We start from the raw sequence: 22816 nt of genomic DNA on the forward strand, positions 1-22816 counted from the left end.
TTCCCGGTCAGTCGGCTGCCCTCAGTCGTTCGCCTTCTGCGTGAGGTCGTAGAAGGTCGCCGATCCCACCGTCACCTTCTTGAAGGTGCTCTGGATCCACGAGCTGATCTGCGAGGCGGTGCCGCCGTTGCCGCCGCCGCCCATGCCACCGCCGGCGATGAAGTAGTGGATCCTGCCTTCCTCGACGTACTTCTTGAACTGGGCCGGCGTCGGGGACGGGTCGGTGCCGTTGAAGCCGCCGATCGCCATCACCGGGTCGCCGGTGGCGAGCTGGTAGCCGGCCGCGTTCTGGGAGCCGACGGACGCGGCGACCCAGGTGTACTTCGAGGCGTCCTCCGCCAGCAGCTTCTCGGCCTCGGACGACACGCTCGTGCCGTTCAGCAGGCCGCCGATGCCACCGGCGCCGCCCATGCCGCCCTCACCCGTCCGGCCGCCGCCGGGGAAGCCGAAGCCGTTGCCGTTCCGCTGACCCCACTGCCCCTGCTGCCCCGGCTGCCCCGGCTGGGCCGGGGTGCCCCCGGCGCCCGGGAAGCCATTGCCCTGCTGACCTCGCTGGTTCTGCCGGCCCTGCCAGCCCGGCAGCCTGCCGCCGAAGCCGCCCCGCATACCGCCACCGCCGCCCCGGCCGCCCATCACGCTCGCGCCCGCCGGGCCTGCCGTGACGATCGAACCGGTGTGGCCCTCCTGGAGCGTGCTCAGGGTGTACGCCGTGGGTCCGGCCAGCGCGGCCACGAGACCCACCGCCGCCGCGCCGAGCGCCAGGTGCCGGGAGATCCGGCCGGCGAAGACCAGGCCGAGCGCCGCGCTCAGCCCGCCGATCAGGACCAGCCACTTCAGCCAGGGCAGGTAGTCGGGGGTGCGGTCGAGCAGCACGTACCCCCAGGCCGCCGCCGCGACCACGGACGCGGCGAGCGCGATCGACGCCCACGGCTGCCGCCGCCGCTCCCACAGCAGCCCGGCGCCCATGCCGACGACGGCCGCGAGGTAGGGGGCGAGAGCCACGGTGTAGTACTGGTGGAAGATGCCGGCCATGTAGCTGAAGACCACCGTGGTCATCAGCAGCGAGCCGCCCCAGACCAGGAACGAGGCGCGGGTGACGGACGTCCTGCGGGCCTTGCGGGTGGCCACCAGGCCGGCGACGAGCAGGATCAGCGCCGCGGGCAGCAGCCAGGAGATCTGGCCGCCGACCTCGGAGTTGAACATCCGGTCCCAGCCGGTCTCGCCCCACATGCCGGAGCCGCCCGCGCCGCCACCGCCGCCGCCCACGCTGCCGGTCTCCTCGCCGTTGAGGCGGCCGAGCCCGTTGTACCCGAAGGTCAGCTCCAGGAAGCTGTTGTTCTGCGAGCCGCCGATGTACGGGCGGGACGACGCCGGCCACAGCTCGACGACCGCGACCCACCAGCCGCCCGAGACGACCAGCGCGAGGGTCGCCGCGGCCAGCTGACCGAAACGCTTCCTCAGCGACACCGGCGCGCACACCGCGTACACGACCGCCAGCGCCGGCAGGATCAGGAACGCCTGGAGCGTCTTGGCGAGGAACGCGAAGCCGATCACGACCCCGGCCCACACCAGCCACTTCGTACGGCCGTCCTCCAGGCCCCGGACGACGAGGTAGCAGGCCACCGACATCAGCAGGGCCAGCATCGCGTCCGGGTTGTCGAACCGGAACATCAGCGCCGCGACCGGCGTGAGCGCCAGCACCGCGCCCGCGATCAGACCGGCCACCGGGCTGAACCGGCGGCGCACGGCCGCGTACACGACGGCGACCGTCGCCACGCCCATCAGCACCTCGGGCACCAGGATCGCCCACGAGTCCAGGCCGAAGACCCTGACCGACAGCTCCATCGGCCACAGCGAGGCCGGCGGCTTGTCCACGGTGATCGCGTTGCCCGCGTCCAGCGAGCCGAAGAAGAACGCCTTCCAGGACCTGCTGCCCGCCTGGACGGCCGCGGAGTAGAAGGAGTTGGCGTAGCCCGAGGCACTGAGGTCGTAGAGGTACAGCACGAGGGTGGTGGCGAGCAGGCCGAGGAGGGCCGGGCGGACCCAGCGGGGGTCCTCGGGCCGGCCGCGCCACAGTCTCCGTACGAACGGCTGCCTCGGTTCACCCGCCTGGGGATCCCGCGGGGGCGCGGTCGGTGACGGTCCCCAGTCGGCCGCGGCGCCGTGCTCTGTCGTCGGCGGGTCGTAGTGCGTCGTCATCGGGCGTCCCCCGGGTCGGTGTCATGAGGGCGCACCGGCTGCAACCGCGTGGTCGCGTCGGTGACGCCGCTCCAGTTGCCGTCCGCGGCCTCACCGGCGCGGAACTGAGTGGTCTGGTACGGCTGCGGCGGCGCGACCGGCCGCTGCGGCAGCGGTGCGTACGGAACCGTCGTGCGGGGGGCCGGGGCGTACGGAGCCGTCGTGCGGGGGGCCGGGGCGGCCTCCGGGGACGGGACGGACTCCCGGCGCTCCGGGAAGACCCAGGCGCGGAAGAGCAGGAACCGCAGCACGGTGGCCGCCAGGTTGGCCGCGATGAGCACCGCCAGCTCGGTGGAGTGCGCCGGGCTGTCCGTGGCCGCGTTCAGGGCGGCGAGCGAACCGCTGGTCAGCGCGAGACCGATGCCGAACACGACCAGGCCCTGCGCCTGGTGCCGTACCGCGCCGCCCCGGCCGCGCACCCCGAAGGTGAGCCGGCGGTTGGCGGCCGTGTTGGCCACGGCCGAGACCAGCAGCGCGAGCGCGTTGGCGAGCTGCGAGCCGCAGAACTGCCGGAAGAGGCTGTACAGCAGCAGGTAGAAGAGGGTCGACAGGACGCCCACCACGCAGAAGCCGACCAGTTGGCGGGCGAGTCCCCGGGGCACGTCGGTGAGTTCCCGGTCGCGCGGGTCGTCACCGAAGGGCCGGGTCAGCCGGTCCAACGGCAGCGAACCGGTGGTCAGCGCCTTGCCGACCCGCCACACGCCCTTCAGGTCGTCGGTCGCGGTCTTCACGAGGTGCACGGTGGAGTCGGGGTCGTCGACCCAGTCGACCGGCACCTCGTGGATCCTGAGCCCGGCCCGCTCGGCGAGCACCAGCATCTCCGTGTCGAAGAACCAGCCGGTGTCCTCCACCAGCGGCAGCAGCACCTGCGCCACATCGCGCCGGATCGCCTTGAACCCGCACTGCGCGTCCGAGAAGCGGGCCTGGAGCGAGCCGCGCAGGATCAGGTTGTAGGCCCGGCTGATGAACTCCCGCTTGGGGCCGCGCACGACCCGGGAGGTGCGGGCGAGCCGGGAGCCGATCGCCAGGTCGGAGTGACCGGAGATCAGCGGCGCCACCAGCGGCAGCAGGGCGTTGAGGTCGGTGGACAGGTCGACGTCCATGTAGGCGAGGACCGGGGCGTCCGACGCCGACCACACGGTCCGCAGCGCCCGCCCCCGCCCCTTCTGCTCCAGGCGGACGCTGCGGACCTCCGGGATCTCCGCCTCCAGCCGCGCCGCCACCAGCGGGGTGGTGTCCGTGGACGCGTTGTCCGCGATCGTGACGCGGAACGCGTACGGGAAGGTGCGCGTGAGGTGCTCGTGCAGTCTGCGGACGCACGGCTGGAGGTCCTTCTCCTCGTTGTAGACGGGGATCACTACGTCCAGGACAGGCGTACCGGCGTCTCCGGCCGGGAGGTGCTCCCGCGCCGGCAGGGTGCCGGGAGAAGAGTCGGTTCGCATGGCACCGACTTTTCTCAACTCCCCTGTCGCACCCATGTGGTGGCACTGTGCTGTGCCTGTGAGTCCGAGCCCCGGCTCGTTCCGGGCTCCTGCCGGGGCACGGCCGGGCCGAGGGCGGGCAGGTGCACGGTGAACACCGTGCGGCCGGGCACGCTGTCCACGGTCACGGCACCGCCGTGCGCGGCGGCCACCGCCTGCACGATCGCGAGCCCGAGCCCCGTGGACCCGGTGGCGCGCGAGCGCGCGGAGTCCCCGCGGGCGAAGCGCTCGAAGACGTGCGGCAGCAGCTCCGCCGGGATCCCCGGCCCGTTGTCCTCGACGTCCACGCACATCCACGGCCCGCGCCGCTGCACCCGCGCGGTGACCGTCGTACCGGGCGGCGTGTGACTGCGGGCGTTGCCCAGCAGGTTGACCAGCACCTGCTGCAACCGGGCCGCGTCCGCCGACACCGGCGCCGGCTCGTCGGGCAGTTCGAGCCGCCAGACGTGGTCCGTGCCGGCCGCGCGGGCGTCGCTGACGGTGTCCACGACGAGCGGGACGAGATCGGTCTGCTCGAACTGCAACGGCCGCCCGGCATCCAGCCGGGCGAGCAGCAGCAGATCCTCCACCAGCAGGGTCATCCGCCCCGCCTCCGACTCGATCCGCCCCAGCGCGTGCCGCGTGTCCGGGCCGACCTGCTCCCGCCCGCGCCGGGTCAGTTCGGCGTACCCCCGGATGGACGCGAGCGGCGTCCGCAGCTCGTGGCTGGCGTCGGCGACGAACTGCCGTACCCGCGTCTCGCTCTGCTGCCGGGCGTGCAGGGCGCCGTGGACGTGGTCCAGCATGCGGTTGAGCGCGGCACCGACCTGCCCGACCTCGGTGTGCGGATCGCACTCCGACTCCGGGACCCGCTCGCTGAGGTTCACCTCGCCGGTGTGCAGCGTCAGTTCGGACACCCGGGTGGCGGTGGCGGCGACCTTGCGCAGGGGGCGGGTGGCGACGCCGACGAGCACGTACCCCGCGATGGCGGCGGCGACGAGACCGGCGGCGGTGACGCTGATCTCCACGAGGATCAGGGTGTCGATCGTGTTGCCGACCGTCTCGGTCGGCAGGGCGACGTAGTAGGTGCCCCCGGCTCCGGTGACGTACCGCGTGAGGTACTCGCCCAGGCCCGGGACGACGACGGTGTGCGTGCCCGTGGTGGGCACCTTGTCCAGGGCGGCCTTCTGCTCGTCGCTGAGGGGGACTGCGTCGTTCCGCTGGAAGGGGCCGTCGTCGGTGGCGGCCTTCCGGGCGAAGACCGCCCGGGTGACCGTGCCGTCGGGACCGACCTCGGCGGCGATGGTCTTCGGCTGCGTCGGGCCCTTGACGAAGCCCGTGAGCCGGTCCGTCAGCCCGGCGTCGTTCATGCCGCCGGGTTTCATGGGTCCCGACAGGCGCTTGCCGGCCTCCGCCACCTGCCCGTCCAGCTGTTCGTACAGGTGCGAGCGCAGCGCCAGCGTGGTGACCGTGCCGATCACGGCGCACACCACGGCGATCAGCGTCACGGACGCGACGACGAGCCGCGTCCGCAGCGTGCGCGGCTGTCCGGCCCGTCGCTTCCGCCGCCGTTGCGGACCCGGCCGTCGCCGCTCGCTCATGACGCGGCGGGCTTGATCAGATAACCGGCCCCCCGCCGGGTGTGGATCATCGGCTCCCGCCCGGCGTCGATCTTCCGCCGCAGATAGGAGATGTACAGCTCGACCACATTGGCCTGCCCGCCGAAGTCGTACGACCACACGCGGTCCAGGATCTGCGCCTTGCTCAGCACTCGCCGGGGGTTGCGCATGAGGAAGCGCAGCAGCTCGAACTCGGTGGCGGTCAGATGGATGCTGTCGCCGCCCCGCGACACCTCGTGGCTGTCCTCGTCCAGGGTCAGATCGCCCACGACGAGCACGGAGTCGGAGCGCCGGTCGGCGGCCCCCGACCGGCGGATCAGCCCGCGCAGCCGCGCGACGACCTCTTCGAGACTGAACGGCTTGGTGACGTAGTCGTCCCCGCCGGCGGTGAGCCCGGCGATACGGTCCTCCACCGCGTCCTTGGCGGTGAGGAAGAGGACCGGCACATCGGGCAGCTCGCGCCGCAGCCGGCCGAGGACGCTCAGCCCGTCCATGTCCGGCAGCATCATGTCGAGCACGACGGCGTCGGGCCGGAACTCACGGGCCGTCTGGATGGCCCCCTGTCCGTTCCCCGCACTCCTGATCTGCCAGCCCTCGTAACGAAGGGCCATGCTCAGCAGTTCGGTGATCGACATCTCGTCGTCCACCACCAGCACGCGGACGGGGCTCCCGTCCGGCCTCAGCAGTTCGGTGCGCCCCTGGGGCGAGGTCGTGGTCATGCTGGACACCTTGTCGGTGCCCTCTGAGAACACGCTTTCACGAGTCTGTGATTTCCCTGAGAAACGCACAGGCGCCTCTCAGGGAGGACCCGGGTCAGAACAATCCGTCCGGTTCCCTCCTGAACTCCCGCACGGGGAAAGCGCATCCGGCCGCCACCGGCTCCGACGGCACCAGCTCCCAGCCGGTCATCAGCCGCGTGTCCAGCACGACGACCCCGCGACCGCCGACCGCCAGATGGAGATCCGGCCCGGCGACCGCGACCAGCTCACCGCTCACACTCCCGCCGGGAACGAGTCCGACCACCTCCCCGAACGCCTCCGGCCCCCCACCGAGCCCGAAAACCCCGACGTGGTCGACCACTTCGCAGGGATCGGGCCGCAGCGACTCCGGCCACCCGGTGAGCGCGACGGCCCGCGCGTGCAGCTCCCGCACCTCGGCGGCCCGCTCCGCCTCCGTCCCCGGCAGCGCCGACCGCACCGCCCGCTTCTCGGCGTACGGAATCCGGTCCGGCACCCGCAACGCGGCCCGCAGCAGCTCCTCGGTGCGCCGGGCGGCCATCAGCGGACCGGTACCGAGCCAGCTGAAGCAGACCGCGCCCTGCTCCAGCAGCCGGGCCGGCCCCCGCTCGACGGCGGTGATGCCGACCTTCACCATCCCCGGCCCGAACCACGCCAGATACACCCGGTACGGCCGTGGATCGTCGGCGATCGTGTCGGCGGCCACGGAGTGCGCCCGGTCCAGCCGCGCGCACTCCTCGCACCGGGCCCCCGTACTCCGCGCCGGCACGGCGGCCCGCACCGGACAGAGATGCCCCCGCGCCCCCACACACGTACGCCCTCCGCCCTCCGGCACCGCGAAGGCGACCCGCTTCCCCCGGGGCAGCGCACTGCGCCGCCCACCGTCCCACTCCAGCACCGGACCACCTGCCGCCCACCGCAGTCCCGTGCACTTCCAGACCTGTGCCATCACTCGTGAGGGTAGGACGTGGGTCTGACAACTGCCCGAGGGCGAGGGGTGGGGGTACGGTGGGCGAAGGCCCGAAGCCGCAACCTTGTATTGCGGCTTCGGGCCTTCCTCCGTTGTTCGGCTACGGCAGCACGTACACCGGCATCCCCCCGGCCCCCACTCCCGCCTGCCGCATGCACCCCCGCTTGAGCAGCATGCGCACGCAGTCGTGGACCCGGTCGAGCGTGAGCCCCGTCCGCTCCGCGACCTCCTCCAGCCGGCAGTGCACCGGCCCGCGCACCAGCGCCGGGGCGAGGTAGGCGGCCACGGCGTGCACGTCCTCGGTCACGACGAGGTTCTTCGCCCGCCAGGTCGCGAGGAGCTGCCGAGGAGTCACGGCCGAGCGGACGGGACCGGCCGGCCGCAGCCGGTCCGCGATGACGTCCAGCGAGTCGGCGATCCGCCCGAGCACGTCATGCACACCACCGACACGGTCGGCGAGAGCGCCGAGGCGGTCGTTGGTCCGGCTCAACTGATCGGTGACGCGCCCCAGGTGCTCGTTGGTCCGGCGCGTCTGCTCGATCCGTTCGATCCGCGCGACCGCCAGCTCCTCGTCCGCCCGGATGTTCCGCTCCTCCAGCCGGACGATCGCGTCGGCGACCTGCTGGGGCATGAGGTAGGCGGTGGTGCCGTCCGGGGAGGGTTGTACGGGGGCGGGGTCGAGCGAGTAGGAACCGTCTCGCTGGAGGTCTCGATGACCTCGCAAACCCAGCTCTTGAAGGGGCCGCACTCGGGCTTGGTGCAGGCGTTGACGAGCTGGACGAGCCCCTTGAGGTTCACCATCTTCATCGAGCGTTGAAGCCTGTGACCTGCGAGTTTGCGCAAGGTGTCGGCTGTAGCGACGCCTTGTGCAAACTCACCCAGGCTTCGCGTCCCGCTTCGCTCCCGTCGGCTGCTCCGACGGGGTGTCGTTCTGCTCGTTCATCGAGCATCACCTCCACCCCGGAAGCTAGGGTCGGCGATCGGCAACTGCCGTTCGAAGAAGTCTCGTTCACTCGATAGGGGACAGAGGGATCGATTCGGCAGGAACCGCACCCGGCGCCGAGGCCGGCACCGCACCGGACACCGAGGCCGGCGCCCCGGCCGACCGCTTCCGCCCCCGCCCCGCCAGCCGGCACCCGACGCACCCCGCGTGCCCGTCCCGCGCCTGCGTGTCCCGGACCCGCATCCCCCATTGCTCGCGCGGCCGCACCCCGGGCGGCTTGCCCCAGCCGGACAGGTGCAGGGCCCAGGTCACCAGGACGCTCACCGCCACCACGGCCAGCCCGGCGCCGACCACGGGGAGGGAGGCCGTACAGACCCCGAGCCCCGCCACGGCGCCTCCCGCGGTCGCGATGGCGGCGCCGGTCCAGCCGGCGATCGTGTGACCCTCGTCGTACAGACTCATGGAACCGCCTCCAGGGGACGACCCAGTTCCCTCACGGGCTAAGAAATTTACATTCCGAATATCTCACGACCTAAGGGATTTCGAAAGATGCACGGCACGCCGCGCCCGCCCGCCACTCCGGCCCAGGCGCTGTCGGCGATGGACCACCTCATCGCCGCCCACCTCATCGGACAGCAGGAGCTGGCCCGGCGGCTGGGACTGAACGTCACCGACCTGACCTGTTTCGCCTTCGTCCTGGAGGCCGGCGACGAGCTGCTGACGGCGGGCGACCTCGCGGCCCGCGCCCACGTCACCACGGGCGCGGTGACCGGCATCCTCAACCGCCTCGAACGCGCCGGTTACGTCACCCGCCGCCCCGACCCCACCGACCGCCGCCGGGTCCGCGTGGCCGCCGTACCGGACGCCGTCACCCGCGTCGAGGCGGTGTACGCGGGCCACTACAAGCGCCTTGCGGCCCTCTTCTCCGACTACTCCCCCAAGGAGCTGGCGATCATCACCGACTGGTTCACCCGCGCCACGGCGCTGGCCCACGAATACCTGGAGAAGCTCAACCGCGACGACCCGACCGAGGAGTGCTGACCCCGGAGCACGCCGAAGGCAGCCTCCTGGTAGGAGTCGCCGTCACCTGCGGACCTGGCCCGTCAGGAGGTGAGGACGGAGATGCCGTCCCCGAGCAGCTTCAGCCCGAGGACGAAGAACAGGACGGCCATCACGGCGACATTGTGCTGAGCTGCCCAGTCCTTCCAGTTCCCGAGCGTGGTCCTGGCCCGCTCCCCTCCGAGCAGGAAAACGCCGAGCGGGACCAGCAGGCCGAGCGTGGCGATCACGACGAAGATCGCCAGTGAGGCGATCTGCTGCCCGACCGGGAGGCCGGCCGAGCCGATGGCGGCGCCCGCGGCGATGGTCAGCGGGGCGTTCTTGGCGTTGAGCGCGGCCAGGGCCGTGCCGAGTCCGAAGACCTTGACCGGCGTGAGGCGGTCGATCGCGCCCATCCACTTCGGCAGCTTCGCCTGCGAGGGGTCCTTCGGGCGCCGCCGCCACTGCCGGGCGCCGAAGAAGAGGAGGAGCAGGCCGAGGGCGAGCTTGAGGGCCCCGACCCAGGTGGCCGGGTGCTTGTGCGCGGAGGCACCCGCCGGGGAGGCGATCGCCAGCATCACGGCGCCCAGCACCGAGAGCCCGATGATCCAGCCGACGGTGAAGAGGATCCCGTTGAGACGTCCTCGGGGCGTGGCGAGGATGAGGATGACGGCGATGACCGGAAGCGGGCTGATCGCGACGCCGGCCGCGAAACCCAGCACGTCACCGAGAACTGCGCCCATGGCTGCCTCCAGCTGAGGTCAGGGTGGCGATCCCGTTGGGCAATGGTCCGGCGGGGGAGGGGAAGCGAGTGCCCCGGCCGCCTGCCCGGCGGGAGGGATTCCCGTGCGAGAGGTCGCGCCGCGGCGTCACGGCCGCGTGGGAACGGCGGACCGAGAAGGTGACGACCCCGTGCTCGGCACGCACGGCCCAGTCCCATCTTCCTGCGCCGGGCTCGATCTGTCCTCGGCGGCTTCGACGCCGGGGCGCGGTCCCCAGCGGCCAAGATGCGAGGCCGTGCATCCGCGGTGAGCATGGACTGGTGAGGGCGATGGCGCCCTGGCTTCGGTGCTTGGCGACCCTCACACCGATCCGTGGCAGGAGAGTTCACGATGACTGCAACGGCACGAGCGGACCAGTCGGCCCACCCCGATCGTCCGGGCAGGTCGGACGGGGTGTGCAGCGAGTTCACCGTGTTCACCGAGATCAAGCCCGGCCATGCGGACGCGTTGCGCGAGGATCTCGCCACCATGGCCGACGCGGCGGATGACGAGAGGGTCCATGCGGCGGTGCGCCAGATCGGCACCCTGCACGACGCACGGCACGTGATCTTCGACAACGACACCCGGTTCATGTTCGCCAGCGTCTTCGACGGCTCGTGGGACGCGTACATCGACGACTTCGCCAAGACGGTGGTCGGGGAGCGCTTCGACAAGGTCTTCTCGCACAGCGTGGGGTTCCCCGGCGTCAAGGATCCCGGGGCGAAGGACTGGTTCATCGCTCACCAGGCGCCCGCGGGTGTCTTCGTCAGCGCCTATCCCGACCTGACCGTCCAGCAGATCTACAAGGACCACCGCGTGGAGGAGGCGTTCGAAGAGGTGCTGGACACCCCCGAGTTCCGCGCGGCCCTGGAGAACCCGGCCAACGAGGAGCTGGTGAACACGCCTGCCTTCCAGAAGCTGCTGGAAGAAGCCTCGGCCTAGCCCCCGGGCACAGCCGCCCGGCAGAGCTGAAGTCCACTTCGGTGCGGCGCGTCGGCGGGCGCGCACCAGCCTATGCGGGGATGTCCGGACAGCGACCGACGCGGAGGCGCACACGATCATGAGCACGGCAGACAGCGGCAGCGCGGCCGGTGTACGCGTCGAGATCGAGGACGTCCAGAGCGGGGCACTGCGCCCGCGTCCCGTCCCCTACGAGGGGAAGTTCGTCTTCCTGCGCGTCGACGACCGCCACGCCGGGCGTGCCCTGCTGCGGCGGTTGCTCCCGCTGACGTCAGGTGGCCTCGCGAGCGTGGACCGGAGCCGGGACGCCTGGGTGGCCGTGGCGTTCACCTACCAGGGGCTGCGGGCCCTGGGGGTGCCCCAGGAGTCGCTGGAGAGTTTTCCGCGGGCGTTCCGTGAGGGCATGGCCGCTCGGGCGGAGTTGATCGGTGATGTGGGCGAGAACGCCCCGGCCCACTGGGAGGAACCGTTCGGGACGGGCGACGTCCACATCGCGCTGAGCGCCCTCGCCTCGGATGGGGCGCGACTCGACCGGGAACTGGAACGGGCCCAGGTCGCTTGCCAGGAGACCCCCGGTGTCCGGGTGATCTGGGAGCAGGACGTCCACCAGCTTCCGACCGGACGCACCACCTTCGGCTTCCGGGACGGCATCAGCCATCCGAACATCGAAGGTGTCGGACTGCCCGGCTCCAATCCGCGGGAAGCCCCCATCAAGGCCGGTGAGTTCATCCTCGGCTACCCCGACGAGACCGGCAATCTGCCGCCCATGCCCAGCCCCGACGTGCTGGGGCGCAACGGAACGTACGTGGCCGTCCGCAAGATCCACACCAACGTGGCGGCCTGGCGCCGGTTCCTGCGCGCCAACAGCTCCAGCGCCGAGGAGGAAGCACTCCTGGCGGCGAAAATGGTCGGACGCTGGCCGAGTGGCGCGCCGCTGGCGCTGGCGCCGGAGCACGACGACCCGGAGCTGGCCGCGGACCCGCACCGCGTCAACGACTTCCTGTACCGGGAGAACGACGATCGCGGCCTGCGATGCCCCGCCGGCGCGCACATCCGCCGGAACAACCCCCGCGACGCCACCATCGTCGGCGACGCACGGATGCACCGGATCATCCGCCGCGGCACCACCTACGGTCCGCCGCTGCCCGAGGGCGTACTGGAGGACGACGGCGCCGACCGGGGCCTGGTGGGAGTCTTCATCGGCGCCCACCTCGAACGACAGTTCGAGTTCATCAAGTCCGAATGGGTCAACGACGGCAACTTCATCGGCTACCCGGGCGAGCAGGACCCGGTGGCCGGCCATCACGACGGAACCGGCAGCGTCACCATTCCCGGCAAGCCGGTCCGGCGCCGCCTGCGGAACCTGCCCAGCTTCGTGGTCACCCGCGGCGGCGAGTACTGCTTCGTGCCGGGTCTGCGTGCCCTGCGCTGGCTCGCCGAACTGGAGGACCGAGAGGAAGTCCACCCCTGAGGTCCGATCGCGCTCTCGGAGGAGAGGCCGAAGTCATGGCAGCACAGTTCGTCCCCTACACGCCTGACGTCGAGGCACAGGACCCTGACTTCGACCGGCACGTGCAGACGGTGATCGAGAAGACCGAGAACTACATCGCCGAGTCCGTCGAGGCCGGTGGCACCGGACAGGCCCTGCGCGACGCCCACGCCAAGGGCTACGGACTGGTCCGCGGGGAAGTGGAGATCCTGGACGGGCTGCCCGCCGAGTACGCCCAGGGCATCTACGCGACGCCGGGAACCCACGATGCGCTCATCCGCTTCTCCAACGGCTCACCGCACGCCGGAGCCGACGCGCGACTGGGCGCCGCCACCGGACTGGCACTGAAGATGTTCGACATCCCCGGCCCGACCCTGCTGGAAGACGAACCGGACACGGGCACCTTCGACTACGCCAACATCAACGGACCGATCTTCTTCTGCAACACGGTCGAGCACTACCTCTTCATCCAGGAACTGTTCCTGAACGCGCCGGCCTACTTCTCCCAGGGCCGGCCCGGCGCGCATCGCTTCTTCACCGAGTTCGTGACCGGCATGGGAACACTGGGCCAGGACGACTGGGCATGGGACGAGTTCCTGGCCTTCTTCCGCCTGTCGAAGACCCCTCCGGCGAACCTGCTCCTGTCGAGCTACTGGACGATGGGCGCCGTCCGGCACGGCGACTACATCGCCAAGGTGCGCATCACCCCCGACCCGGACCGTGCCGCCGCGGTGGTCCGGCGCACCATCGACCCGTCCTCCGCACAGGAGGTCTTCCGGCCGGCCCTCCAGGCCGAGTTGCAGGAGCGGCCCTACGTCTTCGACATCCAGGTCCAGCTCTGCACCGACCTGGAACGCATGCCGGTGGAGGACACCACCGTGGAGTGGCCCGAGCGGCTGTCGCCGTTCGTCACCGTGGCCAGGCTGCGGCTCCCCCAGCAGGACATCTCCGGCCCGGAGAACCTGGCGAGGATGGACTCACTGTCCTTCACACCCTGGAGGGTCACCGCCGAGCACGCCCCTCTGGGCAACATCATGCGGGCCCGCAAAGAGGTCTACCGCCACTCCTCCATGGCGCGCCACAAACTCAACCAGCAACCACGCACGGAACCGCGCAGCGCCGACGAGGTACTCGGCCCGGCGGGGTGACGCGAGAGGCCCCGGATCTCTCCGGGGCCTCTCGTCTGTGTGCACTCGGCAGGATTCGAACCTGCAACCTTCTGATCCGTAGGATTGGGCAGCGGGACACGGGGCGTACCAGCGGCTCCCCACTCTGATGGCCTGGGTGCGCAAGCCTGCGCGTCTGTTTGCCGCCGTTGCCGTCAGCGTTGCCGTCACTCTCACTAGATCAACTAGCTGGCACCGCAGAAGACTTCGCCCATCTCATCCGGATTGTCAGTGGTGCGATGGATGATGGTCAGGTGACGGAGACGCCTCAGGTTCCCAGACCTGTTCACCCCCCGAACGCCGACCACGCCTGGAAAGCTTTGGGCCTGGTCATAGATTGGATCAAGCACGCAGAGACCAAGGCCGGCGCCACCCTTGCCGCGACAGGTGTCACTGGTGGGGTGCTCTACAACCTCGTGAAGGGTGTAGCACATCCTTCTACGTGGTTGATCTTGTCTTCGATGCTCTGCGCGCTCTCAGTGGTGGGGGCTGGTCTGTGCGCCAGCTTGGTCCTGTGGCCTCGCCTGAAAATGAAGGAAGAACCGACAAGCCTGCTGTACTTCCATCACATCGCCCGCGGTCACACGGCTGGCGATACCTATGCCAGCAGCTTGATCGAACTAACTCAAAACGCTGAAGCCCTCGTGACGGAGATCGCCAGGCAGGGATGGGCCAACGCAAAGGTTGCGCACAATAAGTACATGTGGGTCGGTCGGGCAATTCGCTTCCTCCTCACCGCTCTCGCCACCCTCTCCCTCACCGCCGGCCTGCGTGTAATTAACTAGCCAGGAGTTAAGTTTGGACAGCAATCACAAGCCGTATAACCACATCGACAGCGCTCGGAGGATTAAAGACTATCTCAACGGAAACCAGCAGCAATTCGAGGAACTCAACTCCCTACCGGACAGAGATAGACTTACTTTTTCGAACGGGTTTTACGCCAACTGCTCAGCCATCTTTGTAGACATCCGGGAGTCATCTCAGCTTCCCGCACACTATAAGCGCCCCAGGCTCGCCCGGATCTACAGGGCGTACCTCTCCGAGTTGGTCGCCATATTTAACGGCGACCCAAACACTCGCGAAATCAACATCGCCGGTGACGCCACCTGGGCAGTTATTAACACACCAACAAAGCCCGACATTGATGCCGTCTTTTCGCTAGGAGCGAAGGCTAATTCCATGGCGAAGATCCTCAATTACGAAATGAGGAAAGCGTCGTATAATAGACCGATCAAGGTGGGTATCGGCATGTCGTGGGGGCGTGCGTTGATGATCAAGGCCGGGCACAACGGAAGCGGTATCAACGACGTGGTTTACATGGGAGACGTAGTCAACGAGGCAGCCAAACTTGCAAATTACGGAAACAGCAGTCCGGGAGTCCCTCCTTTGGTGACATCCTCGAATTTCCACAGCAACCTCAACGACCACAATCGGAAACTGCTGAACTACGATTCTACCCGAAACTGCTACACGGGTGAGGTTATAAATGTCGCAATGGAAGAGTGGTTCAAGGAGAACTGCAAATAGCACTCTTCCTAGATCTACTTCATCCAGGATCGGGCAGAGCTAGGCAGTTACAGCCAGGGTGCTGTAGGCACGCCGTCTGCATCCAGCCCGTGCGGCCATCGAGCACCTAGTTGCAAATGCTGAGCTTTGCCCGCGTTAGCGGCTAGCCGATAGTAGGCATCCGCCCCCTGCTGGTCTCCGACCTCCTCCCGCCGCCGAGCCAGTTTAGCCAGGGCACTCTCGTCACCGACCTCGATCGCCTGACGATAAAGAGTCTCGGCCCCTTCGAAGTCCCCCGCTTCCTCTCGACGTGTCGCAAGGAAGCACAAGGCAACGGTGTCGCCATCGTCTGCGGCTCTCCGGGCCAATTCTTCAGCCTCTGCCGAGGATCCACTGTCGTCGCGCAGCTGAGCGAGGTACGTCAGTGCCCTTGCATCGCCAGCATCTGCAGCCATGGCGACCAATTCTTCAGCGCCCTCTCGATCACCGGCCTGCAACCGCATAGCGACGAGCGGAAATATCTCAGCAAAATCACCGACGCCCACAGCTTGGCGGATCAGAGCCATGGCCGCAGCCGACTCTCCGACAGCATCCCGCAGCACCGCCAGTGAGTACAGCTCATGGGGCTTTCCAGCAGCTGCGACTTGCTTTTCCAGGGCCTCGGCGCCCTCCCGGTCGCCGGCCTGTCGCCGCAACCGGACTAAGTCCACCAGAGCTCGGGATTCACCAGCCTCAGCAGCCCGGTGGTACAGCGATGCGGCTCCAACGGAGTCCCCAACTCGCTCCCGCTGCTCCGCCAGGAGGTACAGCGCCAAAGGATAGCCACGATCCAGGGCCGGCGACGCCACAGCTTCGGCCCCCTCCCAGTCACCATCGTCCACCAAATTGAACACTAGATGGATTACCGCACGCTTATTTCCAGCTTCGGCCGCCAGACGGAAAAGTGAATAAGCTTCCTGTCTAGCTCCGCACTTTTGATGCACAAAGGCAAGCTCAAGCAAAGCATTACTATCACCTGATTCTGCGGCCTGCCGAAACAGAGCTGCCGCTTCCTTGCCGCGACCAAAGCTTTCCTGCATACGGCCCATATACACCAACGCGCTCGGATCGCCGAGGTCAGCGGCCCGCTGATGCAGATGGTAGGCCCATCGGAGCCGATGGCGATCTAGGGCAGATTCCGCCAGGTCGTTGAGGTCTTCGGGGCGGGCCAAGTGAGTATAGGCCGCATGCCAAAAAGAGTCGGGCGGGCATTTAGCTCGACGCGCCTTGCGCCCATGCTGCTCAAGGTAGTCCGCAAGCCGAAACATAGGACCGATCGACGAGCCTTGGGATGCGCCGGGAGGGCTGCCAGGAGGACGCCGATCGGGGCGGGCACCAGTACGGCGCAGAGGTGCTTGTTTGCCGTGAACTGGACGGGCGAGATCAGCGAAGGATGCTTCCGCCCAGTCTTCCATGAGGTGATCAAAGTCGTCATCGCTCAGGTAGTCACTAGCAGCATCGATGAGGAAGCTCTGGGGCAGATGCAAGCCAATGCCGAGGCGGCGCCCGTCCATTGCCGCCTCCAGCAAGGCCTTGGCAGCCGGAGTGCCCTGTTCGTAGCGCCGCAGCAGTTCGGGGGCTCCGGCAAGATGCTGGGCTACCCGTCCCCCAGCAGTAGCCCTGGTCAGGGCATCAGCCAACAGCTGATCACCGTTTTTTGCGAGAGAAGCCGCAGCTTGCAACGCCGGCTCGTCGAAAGAATCCGGAACCGTCAGTGTCCGCCCCGCCAGCAACTCCCGCACTCTGCTGTACCGGTCCCTTTGACCAGGCGCGGTCAAATCGGTGTATTCGTCGGCGAAGTCAGGCCAAAGAGTACCCAACACGAGAATGGGCCCCCGTGCCGGTTCAGTGAGCAGGCTATGGATGGCAGCTGCGACCTGCTCACCCAAACCAGGATTGCCGAGGTAATGCTGCGCCTCGTTGAGCCACACCACGGTGCAGGGGCTCACTCGTTGCAGCCCCTCAAGTGCGGCCTCGCTCCGGGTCGGGTCGAAGGGATGCCATAGCCGCCATCCCCTGCTCGCCAGTGGCTGGACAGCTTCCCAACAAGCCCTCGTCTTGCCTGTCGAGGATGACCCGACCAGGACAACCATCCGGCTGCGGCCTCCAGCCGCATCTCGCACCGCCTCCGCAAGAATCCGATCGTGATCCCGCATGACGTAGCCGGACAGGTGCGTCAGACCCTTAGAACGGCCCCCGGTGAAAGCAGGCCCGGCAGGATGGACCTCCAAATCATGAGGGTCCCAGTCGCTGATCGGTTTGCCTGGGGCCTCATCCGTACCGCAGATTGGGCCGGGCCCCTCGGTCGCAACCCTTCGAAGGTCCAACAACTCCTTCTCCGGCAGTCGCAACACCCGTGCCAAGGCCACGACCGTCTGTGCTGATGGTGCGGCGATCGCATCGGGTTGAAAAGCCATCTGCACCGTCGTGCGACTCAATCTCGCCTGGGTGGCCAGCTGAGTCTTGCTCAGCCGCGTGCGAGCCAGCCCGTCTGCCAACCTCGTCTGCAGTTCAACAAGCGCTGCGTTCCGCTCCTGCTCAGGTTCGTGCACTTGCCCCCCAGACTGTTGTGTTCGCCAGTGTTCATCTTTGTCCAGCCGCACCCCGCCACACAGCCGTTCCGCGACAGTCCAGGCACATCAATAGCCAGTCAAGTAAGGGAGCTTGTCGTGTCCGGCCTCGCCACTGTTCTGCTCACCATCGCGTTTGTGGTCATCGTCGCGCTGCTAGCCGCCGCCGGTGCAGGCAAGCTCGCCCGCCTAGACGGCGCCACCTACCCCACGGCCGTCATGAGGGCTGCCACCACATTCGCCACCGTACTCACGCTCGCGGCTACCCTGGCCGGCGCGCTCAGCCAGGTCTTCTCCTGAGACTGTTCGAGGTCAACCGAGATAGGGCCGCTCACGGTGCTCCAGGAAGTGACGGATCCGCAACCGCTGCGTGTGGTGCATCGGCAACTGATCGATCTCCTCCGGCTGGACGAACCGCAGCTCCGTTGACTCGTCCGAGATCGCGAGCCGGCCCCCGACCACGCGGGCGGTGAAGCAGACGTTGAACTGCCTGCGCACCTCACCGTCCGAGTAGGCGATGACGTGGCGAGGGTCGGTGTACGTGCCCACAAGCCCAGTGATCTCTACATCCAGACCGGTTTCTTCCTTCACCTCGCGGACGGCCGTTCCCGGGAGTGAGTCGGTCATCTCCATGCCGCCACCTGGCAGCGCCCAGAGATCGTTGTCCCGTCGACGCTGAAGGAGAATGCGCCCTTCGTCGTCGGTGACCACGGCGGACGCTGCGACCACCAGGCTGTTCGGCTCCGGTGCCGCTGGGTCGTCGTAGTACTCGGTCCGTGCCATGGTCACCCTTCTCGAACCGGCGTCGCGGTTTCCCACACCGCGTCGAAGCTGCTGGCGTAGGTGTCGAACATGCCGCCTTTTCCGCTGCGCCGGAGATGCCACACGGGAGCACCGTAGGCGTTCACGCCCCAGACATGGGCATTCACCAGTGCCTGGTCATCCGCACGATAGATCGAGTTGTAGAGCGTGGTGGCATGGGTGCGCACCTCGATGCCAGGTACCCCAGCAAGGGGGCGGTAGTGCATGAGGGCGAGTCGGCAGCGGGACTCGATCCCGTGGCCGAACCGCTCCTCCGCGCCACGCTGTTGGACATTCGTGCTGTCGGGGTCGCCGATCGCTATACGGACCGCACACCCGTCGTCCGCTCGCTCTCGCAGTAGGTCATTGAGCCGCGGGTACGCCTCGTGCAGGAAGACGGCGGCGTACACCAGCACGTCGATGTGCTCGCGCGCCTGGGTCAGCATGTCCACGAAGGTGGACACGGGGATGTCCGCCCGCTGGTCGTAGAGAGCCACAAGTTCCGGACTGACAGCGCGGGCAGGGCGTGCCTGCCGGAGCGCGGGCCATAGAGCGTGCACGTCTTCTCCTAGTATTTCCGCTGCCAGCATGGCCGTGGCCCGGCGCGGCGTACGCCCCAGATTGACCCATCGTTCTACGGACTTGGGGTCGACTTCGACCTTGTCCGCAAGGGCGGCGTACGTCCAGCCGCCGGCCGCCATGGCAGCACGTAACCTCTCGTTCGGCATCCCAATCTCTCCTAACAGCCGGGGACGGCACTAGGGACGTTCTACCCGACGCGGGACGTCCCGAAGTGGGGTTTGTCGGAGGTTCCGACGTCCTGATGAGCGGCAGGATGCTCGTCCGCATGGCGAGCAACCAGCAGACCAGACCAGGCATCGGTGAACTGGCGAAGGACACTGCCAGTGGACGTATCGGCGTCGTCATGGGCGAGATCGGCGCCCGGGTGCAGATAAGGCCCGTCGGCGGCGGCGTCGAGTGGGATGCCTTGCCGGACAACGTGGTGGCCCCGACCGCGCGGGAAGAACTGAGCACCCGCCTGGCCATCAAGAACGGCAACAGCCGGGACGGCCTGTGATGCGCGCCATCGGCCGGTATGCCGGGGTCCTGTTCATCATCATGATCAGCGGATCGTGTGGCCTGGTGATCGGCATGGCCCTCGCAACCAGCCAGTAGACCGGCCGCCCCGAACGGGGTGCCACCTTCCCTGGCTCCCCCTTCCCCGTTCGGGGTCGGCCTTCCATCCCCCGGTCGCCATAAGCCGTGCCTCGGCGACCGATGCGGGCGCAAGTGCCAGAACACAGCGACACTCAAGGAGTATTCGCATGACGGCAACGGCCAACGATCAGAAGACCGGTCGCGCGGTGGCTGGTGAGGAGCTGTTCGACAGCCTCACCCACTTCGTGATCGTCCACGACGGGCAGTCCCGCGAACGGGCCGAGCGGATCGCGGACCAGGCGGTGGCCTTCGTGGTCACCGCCGCGACCGCGACCGTCCCCATGGTCCCGTCCGACGACGTGGACCTCGGTCTGCACGCACTCATCCTGCACACGAAGGAGTACGCCGCGCTCTGCGACCGGTACGCGGGCCGCTTCCTCCACCACAACCCCATGCCGGGCGGAGGGCCCCGTGACCCGAAGAAGGTCGCCGCGTCCGCACACGCGATGAAGGCGGCCGGGTTCATGGTCTTCGACGACCTCTGGACCGTGGACGGCACGAACCTCGCGCAGTGCGACGCGGACTGCGGCCGTCCGTACGGTCAGGCGTAGCGACCCGACACCAGCGGCGCGGCTGGCCTCGATGTGGGGTCGGCCGCGCCGCCCGGAAGGAGAACAGACGTTGTCCGGGACACCCCCTGAACTGCCGATCGTCGTGCTCGACGCACTGATGCCCAGAGCTCAGCGCCTGGTCGTCAATCGTCGGGGCTCGATGGTCTGGGAGGTCGAGAGCCATCGGGGGCAGTACGCCGTGAAGGTCGGTTACCCGATCGAGGCGACGGCCGACTGGCCCGCACAGCCCTGGACGGCACTCGCCCCCGCCCGCGAAGGGGCCGTGCTGTACCGACTCGGCTTCGATGACTTCGCGTACGGCGAATGGGAGCTGGGCACCTGGAACTTCCAGCCGTGGCACGAAGGGCCCGACCTGTACGAGCTGTGGAGGCCCTGTCGTGAGCCGGACTCTCGTACGGAACCTCATACCAGCGCGGCCCTCGGCTGCGTAGAGGCGCTGGCCGAGCTACACGGCAGAGGCTGGGCCCACGGCGACGTGCAGCCTGCACACTTCATCATCGGCCCGGATCGCACGCACCTCATCGACCTGGCCTTGGCGCGTGGCGGACGCGTCCCCGAGGGGTACGACTTCCCGTTCCGCGGCTGCCTCGTCCACTACGAGGCGCCGGAGATCGCGCGCAGCGTGCTTGCGACCGGAGAGGCGCAGCCTACGCAGGAAGCGGACATCTATGCGCTCGGCGCGTCCCTGCTCATTTCCGCCACGGGCTGGCGGGCCGTCGAGTACCCGGACGACGCACCGCGCCCCGAGCAGAGACAAGCCGTCGCGAGCGGCAAGCGCCGGCCTGTGAAGGTGCATGGCGAGCTGGGCGAACTGATCGACGCCATGCTCAGTCCGGCGCCCGAGGACAGGCCCACGATCTACGAGGTCGGTAAGGCCCTGAGCTGAGCCGTAGACCCACAAGCAGAAGACCGGACCACCCCTCCGCCTGGACAGCATTCAGGGTGGCCCGGTCGCGGAATCCCTGGTCAGGACCCCGGTGCCGATGGTACCGGGGCGGTTGGCGTGCTCGTATGCGGGTGCTGCTGGAACCCCGGTTCCTCGTTGTCGAGTTGGAGAGGAGTTCTGACCTGAGCCACCGAAAGTCAGCCACGACGGCGGGTGCGCCGAACGAGCACCCGTCACGTGTGTTTCCAGCAACCACCCGCCGGCCTCGACCACGCTTCTTCAATGCGTCACGGTCCTCGGTCCCATTCCGGCCGGAGCGTTGTCAGCGCTGCATGACGCATGGGCACCGCATGCGGCTCTGCGGCCCATCCGGCTTGGAGCGGTGGCCGGTTGGGCAGGGGGGTCACGCATGGTCGGCGCCGGCCTGGTCCTGGTGCTCGGGGAGGTCGGGTTTTCCCCTGGCCTGGTCGACAGTCTTGGCGGTGCTGCGCGCTGAGCGGCGGGGGGCCGCCGGAGCGGTGGCGGAGACAGGGAGCGGCGGCGGCCACGGGCCGCCAGCGCGCGCGGCCCGCCGCAGGCGGGCCGCCTTGATCCAGTAAAGAAACTCTGAACAGCTCCGCTGCGCTGGGCCCCTGGCCGGGCGTGTGGTCACGCGGTCCCCGCCTACCCGCCCGTTCCACAGCATCGACGCCTCTATGGCGCTTATGGCCGCATCGATTCCTATTTGTTCTGGCGGTCGGCGGTCTCTATCCACAGGCAGGGGATTACAGGATGCCGTGTGTGCGGGTGGGCAGAGCTGACTTTTACCCGGCGACTGTCACACCGACTGGCTATCCGGCACCTGTAGCAAACGAGGGCGGGCCTCCACCCTGCCCGGAGTCGAAGATGGAGGAGTGGGGTGGATCGCAGGATCGGCTGTCATACCGATGCGAATTCCGACACGCCTATAGGTGTTCCTCGGCGGGTCGAGCGGCGGAACTTAACACGCAAGTGCCGGTTACCCAAACCGGCGATTCTCCGGACTATTGATGCCCTGCCCGACGATCGGACGAATGAGCGGCGTCAGCTCACGCATGCACGAGCCCGCCCGGCGGGACACGCAGGAAGGTTCTTGCCCGCCCGGTGGGAGCACAGCACCGCTCCGCTAGTAGGTGTCCGGTCTGGCAGGTAGACCTAGCTGAACAGCCGCGATGACGGCTTGCCGGGAGGTACAGGCAAGCTTCGATCCGGCTGCGGATAGCCGCCGGGCGAGCCCCGCGGTTGGCCTGAACGTATGAAGCAAAAACGGCACAGCAGCGAACGGGTGGACATGAACAAGCACGAGGCAGCACGTATAGCAGCGCGACTCAAGGAGGTGGAGGAGAAGGTGGCGCGGCTGGAGGATCTGGTGCGTCGGGCCACCGAGAGGGGTTCCGCTACTTCTTCGGCGCCTTCTTCGCGTCAGTGACGCCGCCGAGTTGCTGGAAGACCTGCAACAGACTATCCAGTCTCGCGTTTATGGCATCCAGCCGTTCGGAAAGTTCGACGTATTCCGGCGTGGGCATCCGCCCACCGTTCGCCGCCTCGGGAGCGCCGGCCTTCAGGTCGGCCTCTGAGGGCAGGGGGTCAGCGACGAAGTTGCCTCGACCCGGCATCGTGTGGATCAGCCCTTCGTCACGCAGCATGCGCAGCGCGGAACGCGCGGTCATGTTCGCGATCTCGTAGGTCGCCTCTAGGTCGCGGGACGAAGGGACCCGCTCGCCTGGCTTGAGGCGGCCGGAGCGGATCTGTCGCCGCAGCTCCTCTGCCACCAGGCGGTACGGCGGAGTGTCGGAATCCTTGGGCAGCTTCATAACCCGAGGGT

General features: G+C 68.3%; 22 protein-coding genes. 10 read left to right on the plus strand and 12 right to left on the minus strand.

Annotated features, from left to right (window positions below; translation table 11 throughout):
- Positions 1 to 21 precede the first annotated feature (21 nt).
- From IE294_RS28370 to IE294_RS28400, 7 genes are all read right to left on the minus strand, one after another.
- Positions 22 to 2199, minus strand: coding sequence for a glycosyltransferase family 39 protein (locus tag IE294_RS28370; RefSeq protein WP_189890735.1), 2178 nt, complete (start codon positions 2197 to 2199; stop codon positions 22 to 24).
- Positions 2196 to 3680 carry a bifunctional glycosyltransferase family 2/GtrA family protein gene (locus IE294_RS28375; RefSeq protein ID WP_189890736.1) on the minus strand — a complete coding sequence of 495 codons (1485 nt, stop codon included), beginning with the start codon at positions 3678 to 3680 and terminating at the stop codon, positions 2196 to 2198. The genes IE294_RS28370 and IE294_RS28375 overlap by 4 nt, the downstream gene beginning before the upstream one ends.
- A 14-nt stretch (positions 3681 to 3694) precedes the next feature.
- Positions 3695 to 5299 (minus strand): sensor histidine kinase, encoded by a 1605-nt coding sequence (locus tag IE294_RS28380; RefSeq protein ID WP_189890737.1) that lies wholly within the window; start codon positions 5297 to 5299, stop codon positions 3695 to 3697.
- Entirely contained in the window at positions 5296 to 6036 is a 741-nt protein-coding gene (locus IE294_RS28385; RefSeq protein WP_189890738.1) for a response regulator transcription factor, read from the minus strand. The genes IE294_RS28380 and IE294_RS28385 overlap by 4 nt, the downstream gene beginning before the upstream one ends.
- Positions 6037 to 6130: 94 nt before the next feature.
- Complete coding sequence (locus IE294_RS28390; protein WP_189890739.1) at positions 6131 to 7003, minus strand: DUF2797 domain-containing protein; 873 nt, start codon at positions 7001 to 7003, stop codon at positions 6131 to 6133.
- 121 nt (positions 7004 to 7124) lie between these two features.
- Entirely contained in the window at positions 7125 to 7748 is a 624-nt protein-coding gene (locus IE294_RS28395) for a DNA-binding protein (protein ID WP_229917379.1), read from the minus strand.
- A gap of 285 nt (positions 7749 to 8033) precedes the next feature.
- Complete coding sequence (locus tag IE294_RS28400) at positions 8034 to 8429, minus strand: HGxxPAAW family protein (protein ID WP_189890740.1); 396 nt, start codon at positions 8427 to 8429, stop codon at positions 8034 to 8036.
- Between the two features lie 87 nt (positions 8430 to 8516).
- On the opposite strand from IE294_RS28400, the gene IE294_RS28405 reads away from it, so the two are divergent.
- Positions 8517 to 9008, plus strand: a complete 492-nt coding sequence (locus IE294_RS28405; RefSeq protein WP_189890741.1) for a MarR family winged helix-turn-helix transcriptional regulator — start codon at positions 8517 to 8519, stop codon at positions 9006 to 9008.
- Positions 9009 to 9070: 62 nt separating this feature from the next.
- Here IE294_RS28405 and IE294_RS28410 read toward each other — a convergent pair whose 3' ends face one another.
- Positions 9071 to 9748, minus strand: coding sequence for a GAP family protein (locus tag IE294_RS28410; protein ID WP_189890744.1), 678 nt, complete (start codon positions 9746 to 9748; stop codon positions 9071 to 9073).
- Positions 9749 to 10117: 369 nt separating this feature from the next.
- On the opposite strand from IE294_RS28410, the gene IE294_RS28415 reads away from it, so the two are divergent.
- The 5 genes from IE294_RS28415 (at position 10118) to IE294_RS28435 (ending at position 14908) form a co-directional block, all read left to right on the plus strand.
- Positions 10118 to 10708, plus strand: a complete 591-nt coding sequence (locus IE294_RS28415; protein ID WP_229917380.1) for a hypothetical protein — start codon at positions 10118 to 10120, stop codon at positions 10706 to 10708.
- Positions 10709 to 10826: 118 nt separating this feature from the next.
- Positions 10827 to 12197 carry a Dyp-type peroxidase gene (locus tag IE294_RS28420; RefSeq protein WP_189890746.1) on the plus strand — a complete coding sequence of 457 codons (1371 nt, stop codon included), beginning with the start codon at positions 10827 to 10829 and terminating at the stop codon, positions 12195 to 12197.
- Positions 12198 to 12232: 35 nt separating this feature from the next.
- On the plus strand, positions 12233 to 13363 hold the full coding sequence (locus tag IE294_RS28425) for a catalase family protein (RefSeq protein WP_189890748.1): 1131 nt from the start codon (positions 12233 to 12235) through the stop codon (positions 13361 to 13363).
- A 272-nt stretch (positions 13364 to 13635) separates the two neighbouring features.
- The gene (locus IE294_RS28430) at positions 13636 to 14166 is read left to right on the plus strand and encodes a Pycsar system effector family protein (RefSeq protein ID WP_189890749.1); all 531 of its coding nucleotides are present in this window, start codon (positions 13636 to 13638) and stop codon (positions 14164 to 14166) included.
- Between the two features lie 13 nt (positions 14167 to 14179).
- Complete coding sequence (locus tag IE294_RS28435) at positions 14180 to 14908, plus strand: nucleotidyl cyclase domain-containing protein (RefSeq protein WP_189890751.1); 729 nt, start codon at positions 14180 to 14182, stop codon at positions 14906 to 14908.
- Positions 14909 to 14955: 47 nt separating this feature from the next.
- On the opposite strand, the gene IE294_RS28440 is transcribed toward IE294_RS28435, so the two are convergent.
- Positions 14956 to 16860, minus strand: coding sequence for a tetratricopeptide repeat protein (locus IE294_RS28440; protein ID WP_229917381.1), 1905 nt, complete (start codon positions 16858 to 16860; stop codon positions 14956 to 14958).
- Between the two features lie 735 nt (positions 16861 to 17595).
- Here IE294_RS28440 and IE294_RS28445 point away from each other — a divergent pair.
- A complete protein-coding gene (locus IE294_RS28445; protein ID WP_189890755.1) occupies positions 17596 to 17796 on the plus strand; it encodes a hypothetical protein in 201 nt (66 codons plus the stop codon).
- A 12-nt stretch (positions 17797 to 17808) separates the two neighbouring features.
- Here the strand turns inward: IE294_RS28445 and IE294_RS28450 are convergent, their stop codons facing one another.
- Both IE294_RS28450 and IE294_RS28455 read right to left on the minus strand, forming a co-directional pair.
- Positions 17809 to 18279: an NUDIX domain-containing protein gene (locus IE294_RS28450; protein ID WP_171154822.1), complete on the minus strand. Its 471-nt coding sequence runs from the start codon at positions 18277 to 18279 to the stop codon at positions 17809 to 17811.
- A 2-nt stretch (positions 18280 to 18281) separates the two neighbouring features.
- The gene (locus IE294_RS28455; protein ID WP_189890756.1) at positions 18282 to 19025 is read right to left on the minus strand and encodes a helix-turn-helix domain-containing protein; all 744 of its coding nucleotides are present in this window, start codon (positions 19023 to 19025) and stop codon (positions 18282 to 18284) included.
- A 119-nt stretch (positions 19026 to 19144) separates the two neighbouring features.
- Between IE294_RS28455 and IE294_RS28460 the strand changes: the two genes are divergently transcribed.
- The 3 genes from IE294_RS28460 (at position 19145) to IE294_RS28470 (ending at position 20973) form a co-directional block, all read left to right on the plus strand.
- Positions 19145 to 19375, plus strand: coding sequence for a hypothetical protein (locus IE294_RS28460; RefSeq protein ID WP_229917382.1), 231 nt, complete (start codon positions 19145 to 19147; stop codon positions 19373 to 19375).
- A gap of 247 nt (positions 19376 to 19622) precedes the next feature.
- Positions 19623 to 20066 (plus strand): UCP032817 domain-containing protein, encoded by a 444-nt coding sequence (locus IE294_RS28465; protein ID WP_189890758.1) that lies wholly within the window; start codon positions 19623 to 19625, stop codon positions 20064 to 20066.
- A 70-nt stretch (positions 20067 to 20136) separates the two neighbouring features.
- The gene (locus tag IE294_RS28470; protein ID WP_189890760.1) at positions 20137 to 20973 is read left to right on the plus strand and encodes a protein kinase domain-containing protein; all 837 of its coding nucleotides are present in this window, start codon (positions 20137 to 20139) and stop codon (positions 20971 to 20973) included.
- A gap of 1415 nt (positions 20974 to 22388) precedes the next feature.
- On the opposite strand, the gene IE294_RS28475 is transcribed toward IE294_RS28470, so the two are convergent.
- On the minus strand, positions 22389 to 22805 hold the full coding sequence (locus IE294_RS28475) for a GntR family transcriptional regulator (RefSeq protein ID WP_085570369.1): 417 nt from the start codon (positions 22803 to 22805) through the stop codon (positions 22389 to 22391).
- Positions 22806 to 22816: the final 11 nt, after the last annotated feature.

Origin of the sequence: Streptomyces canarius (assembly GCF_014650735.1) — a bacterium.
In the GTDB taxonomy this organism is placed as follows: domain Bacteria; phylum Actinomycetota; class Actinomycetes; order Streptomycetales; family Streptomycetaceae; genus Streptomyces; species Streptomyces olivaceoviridis.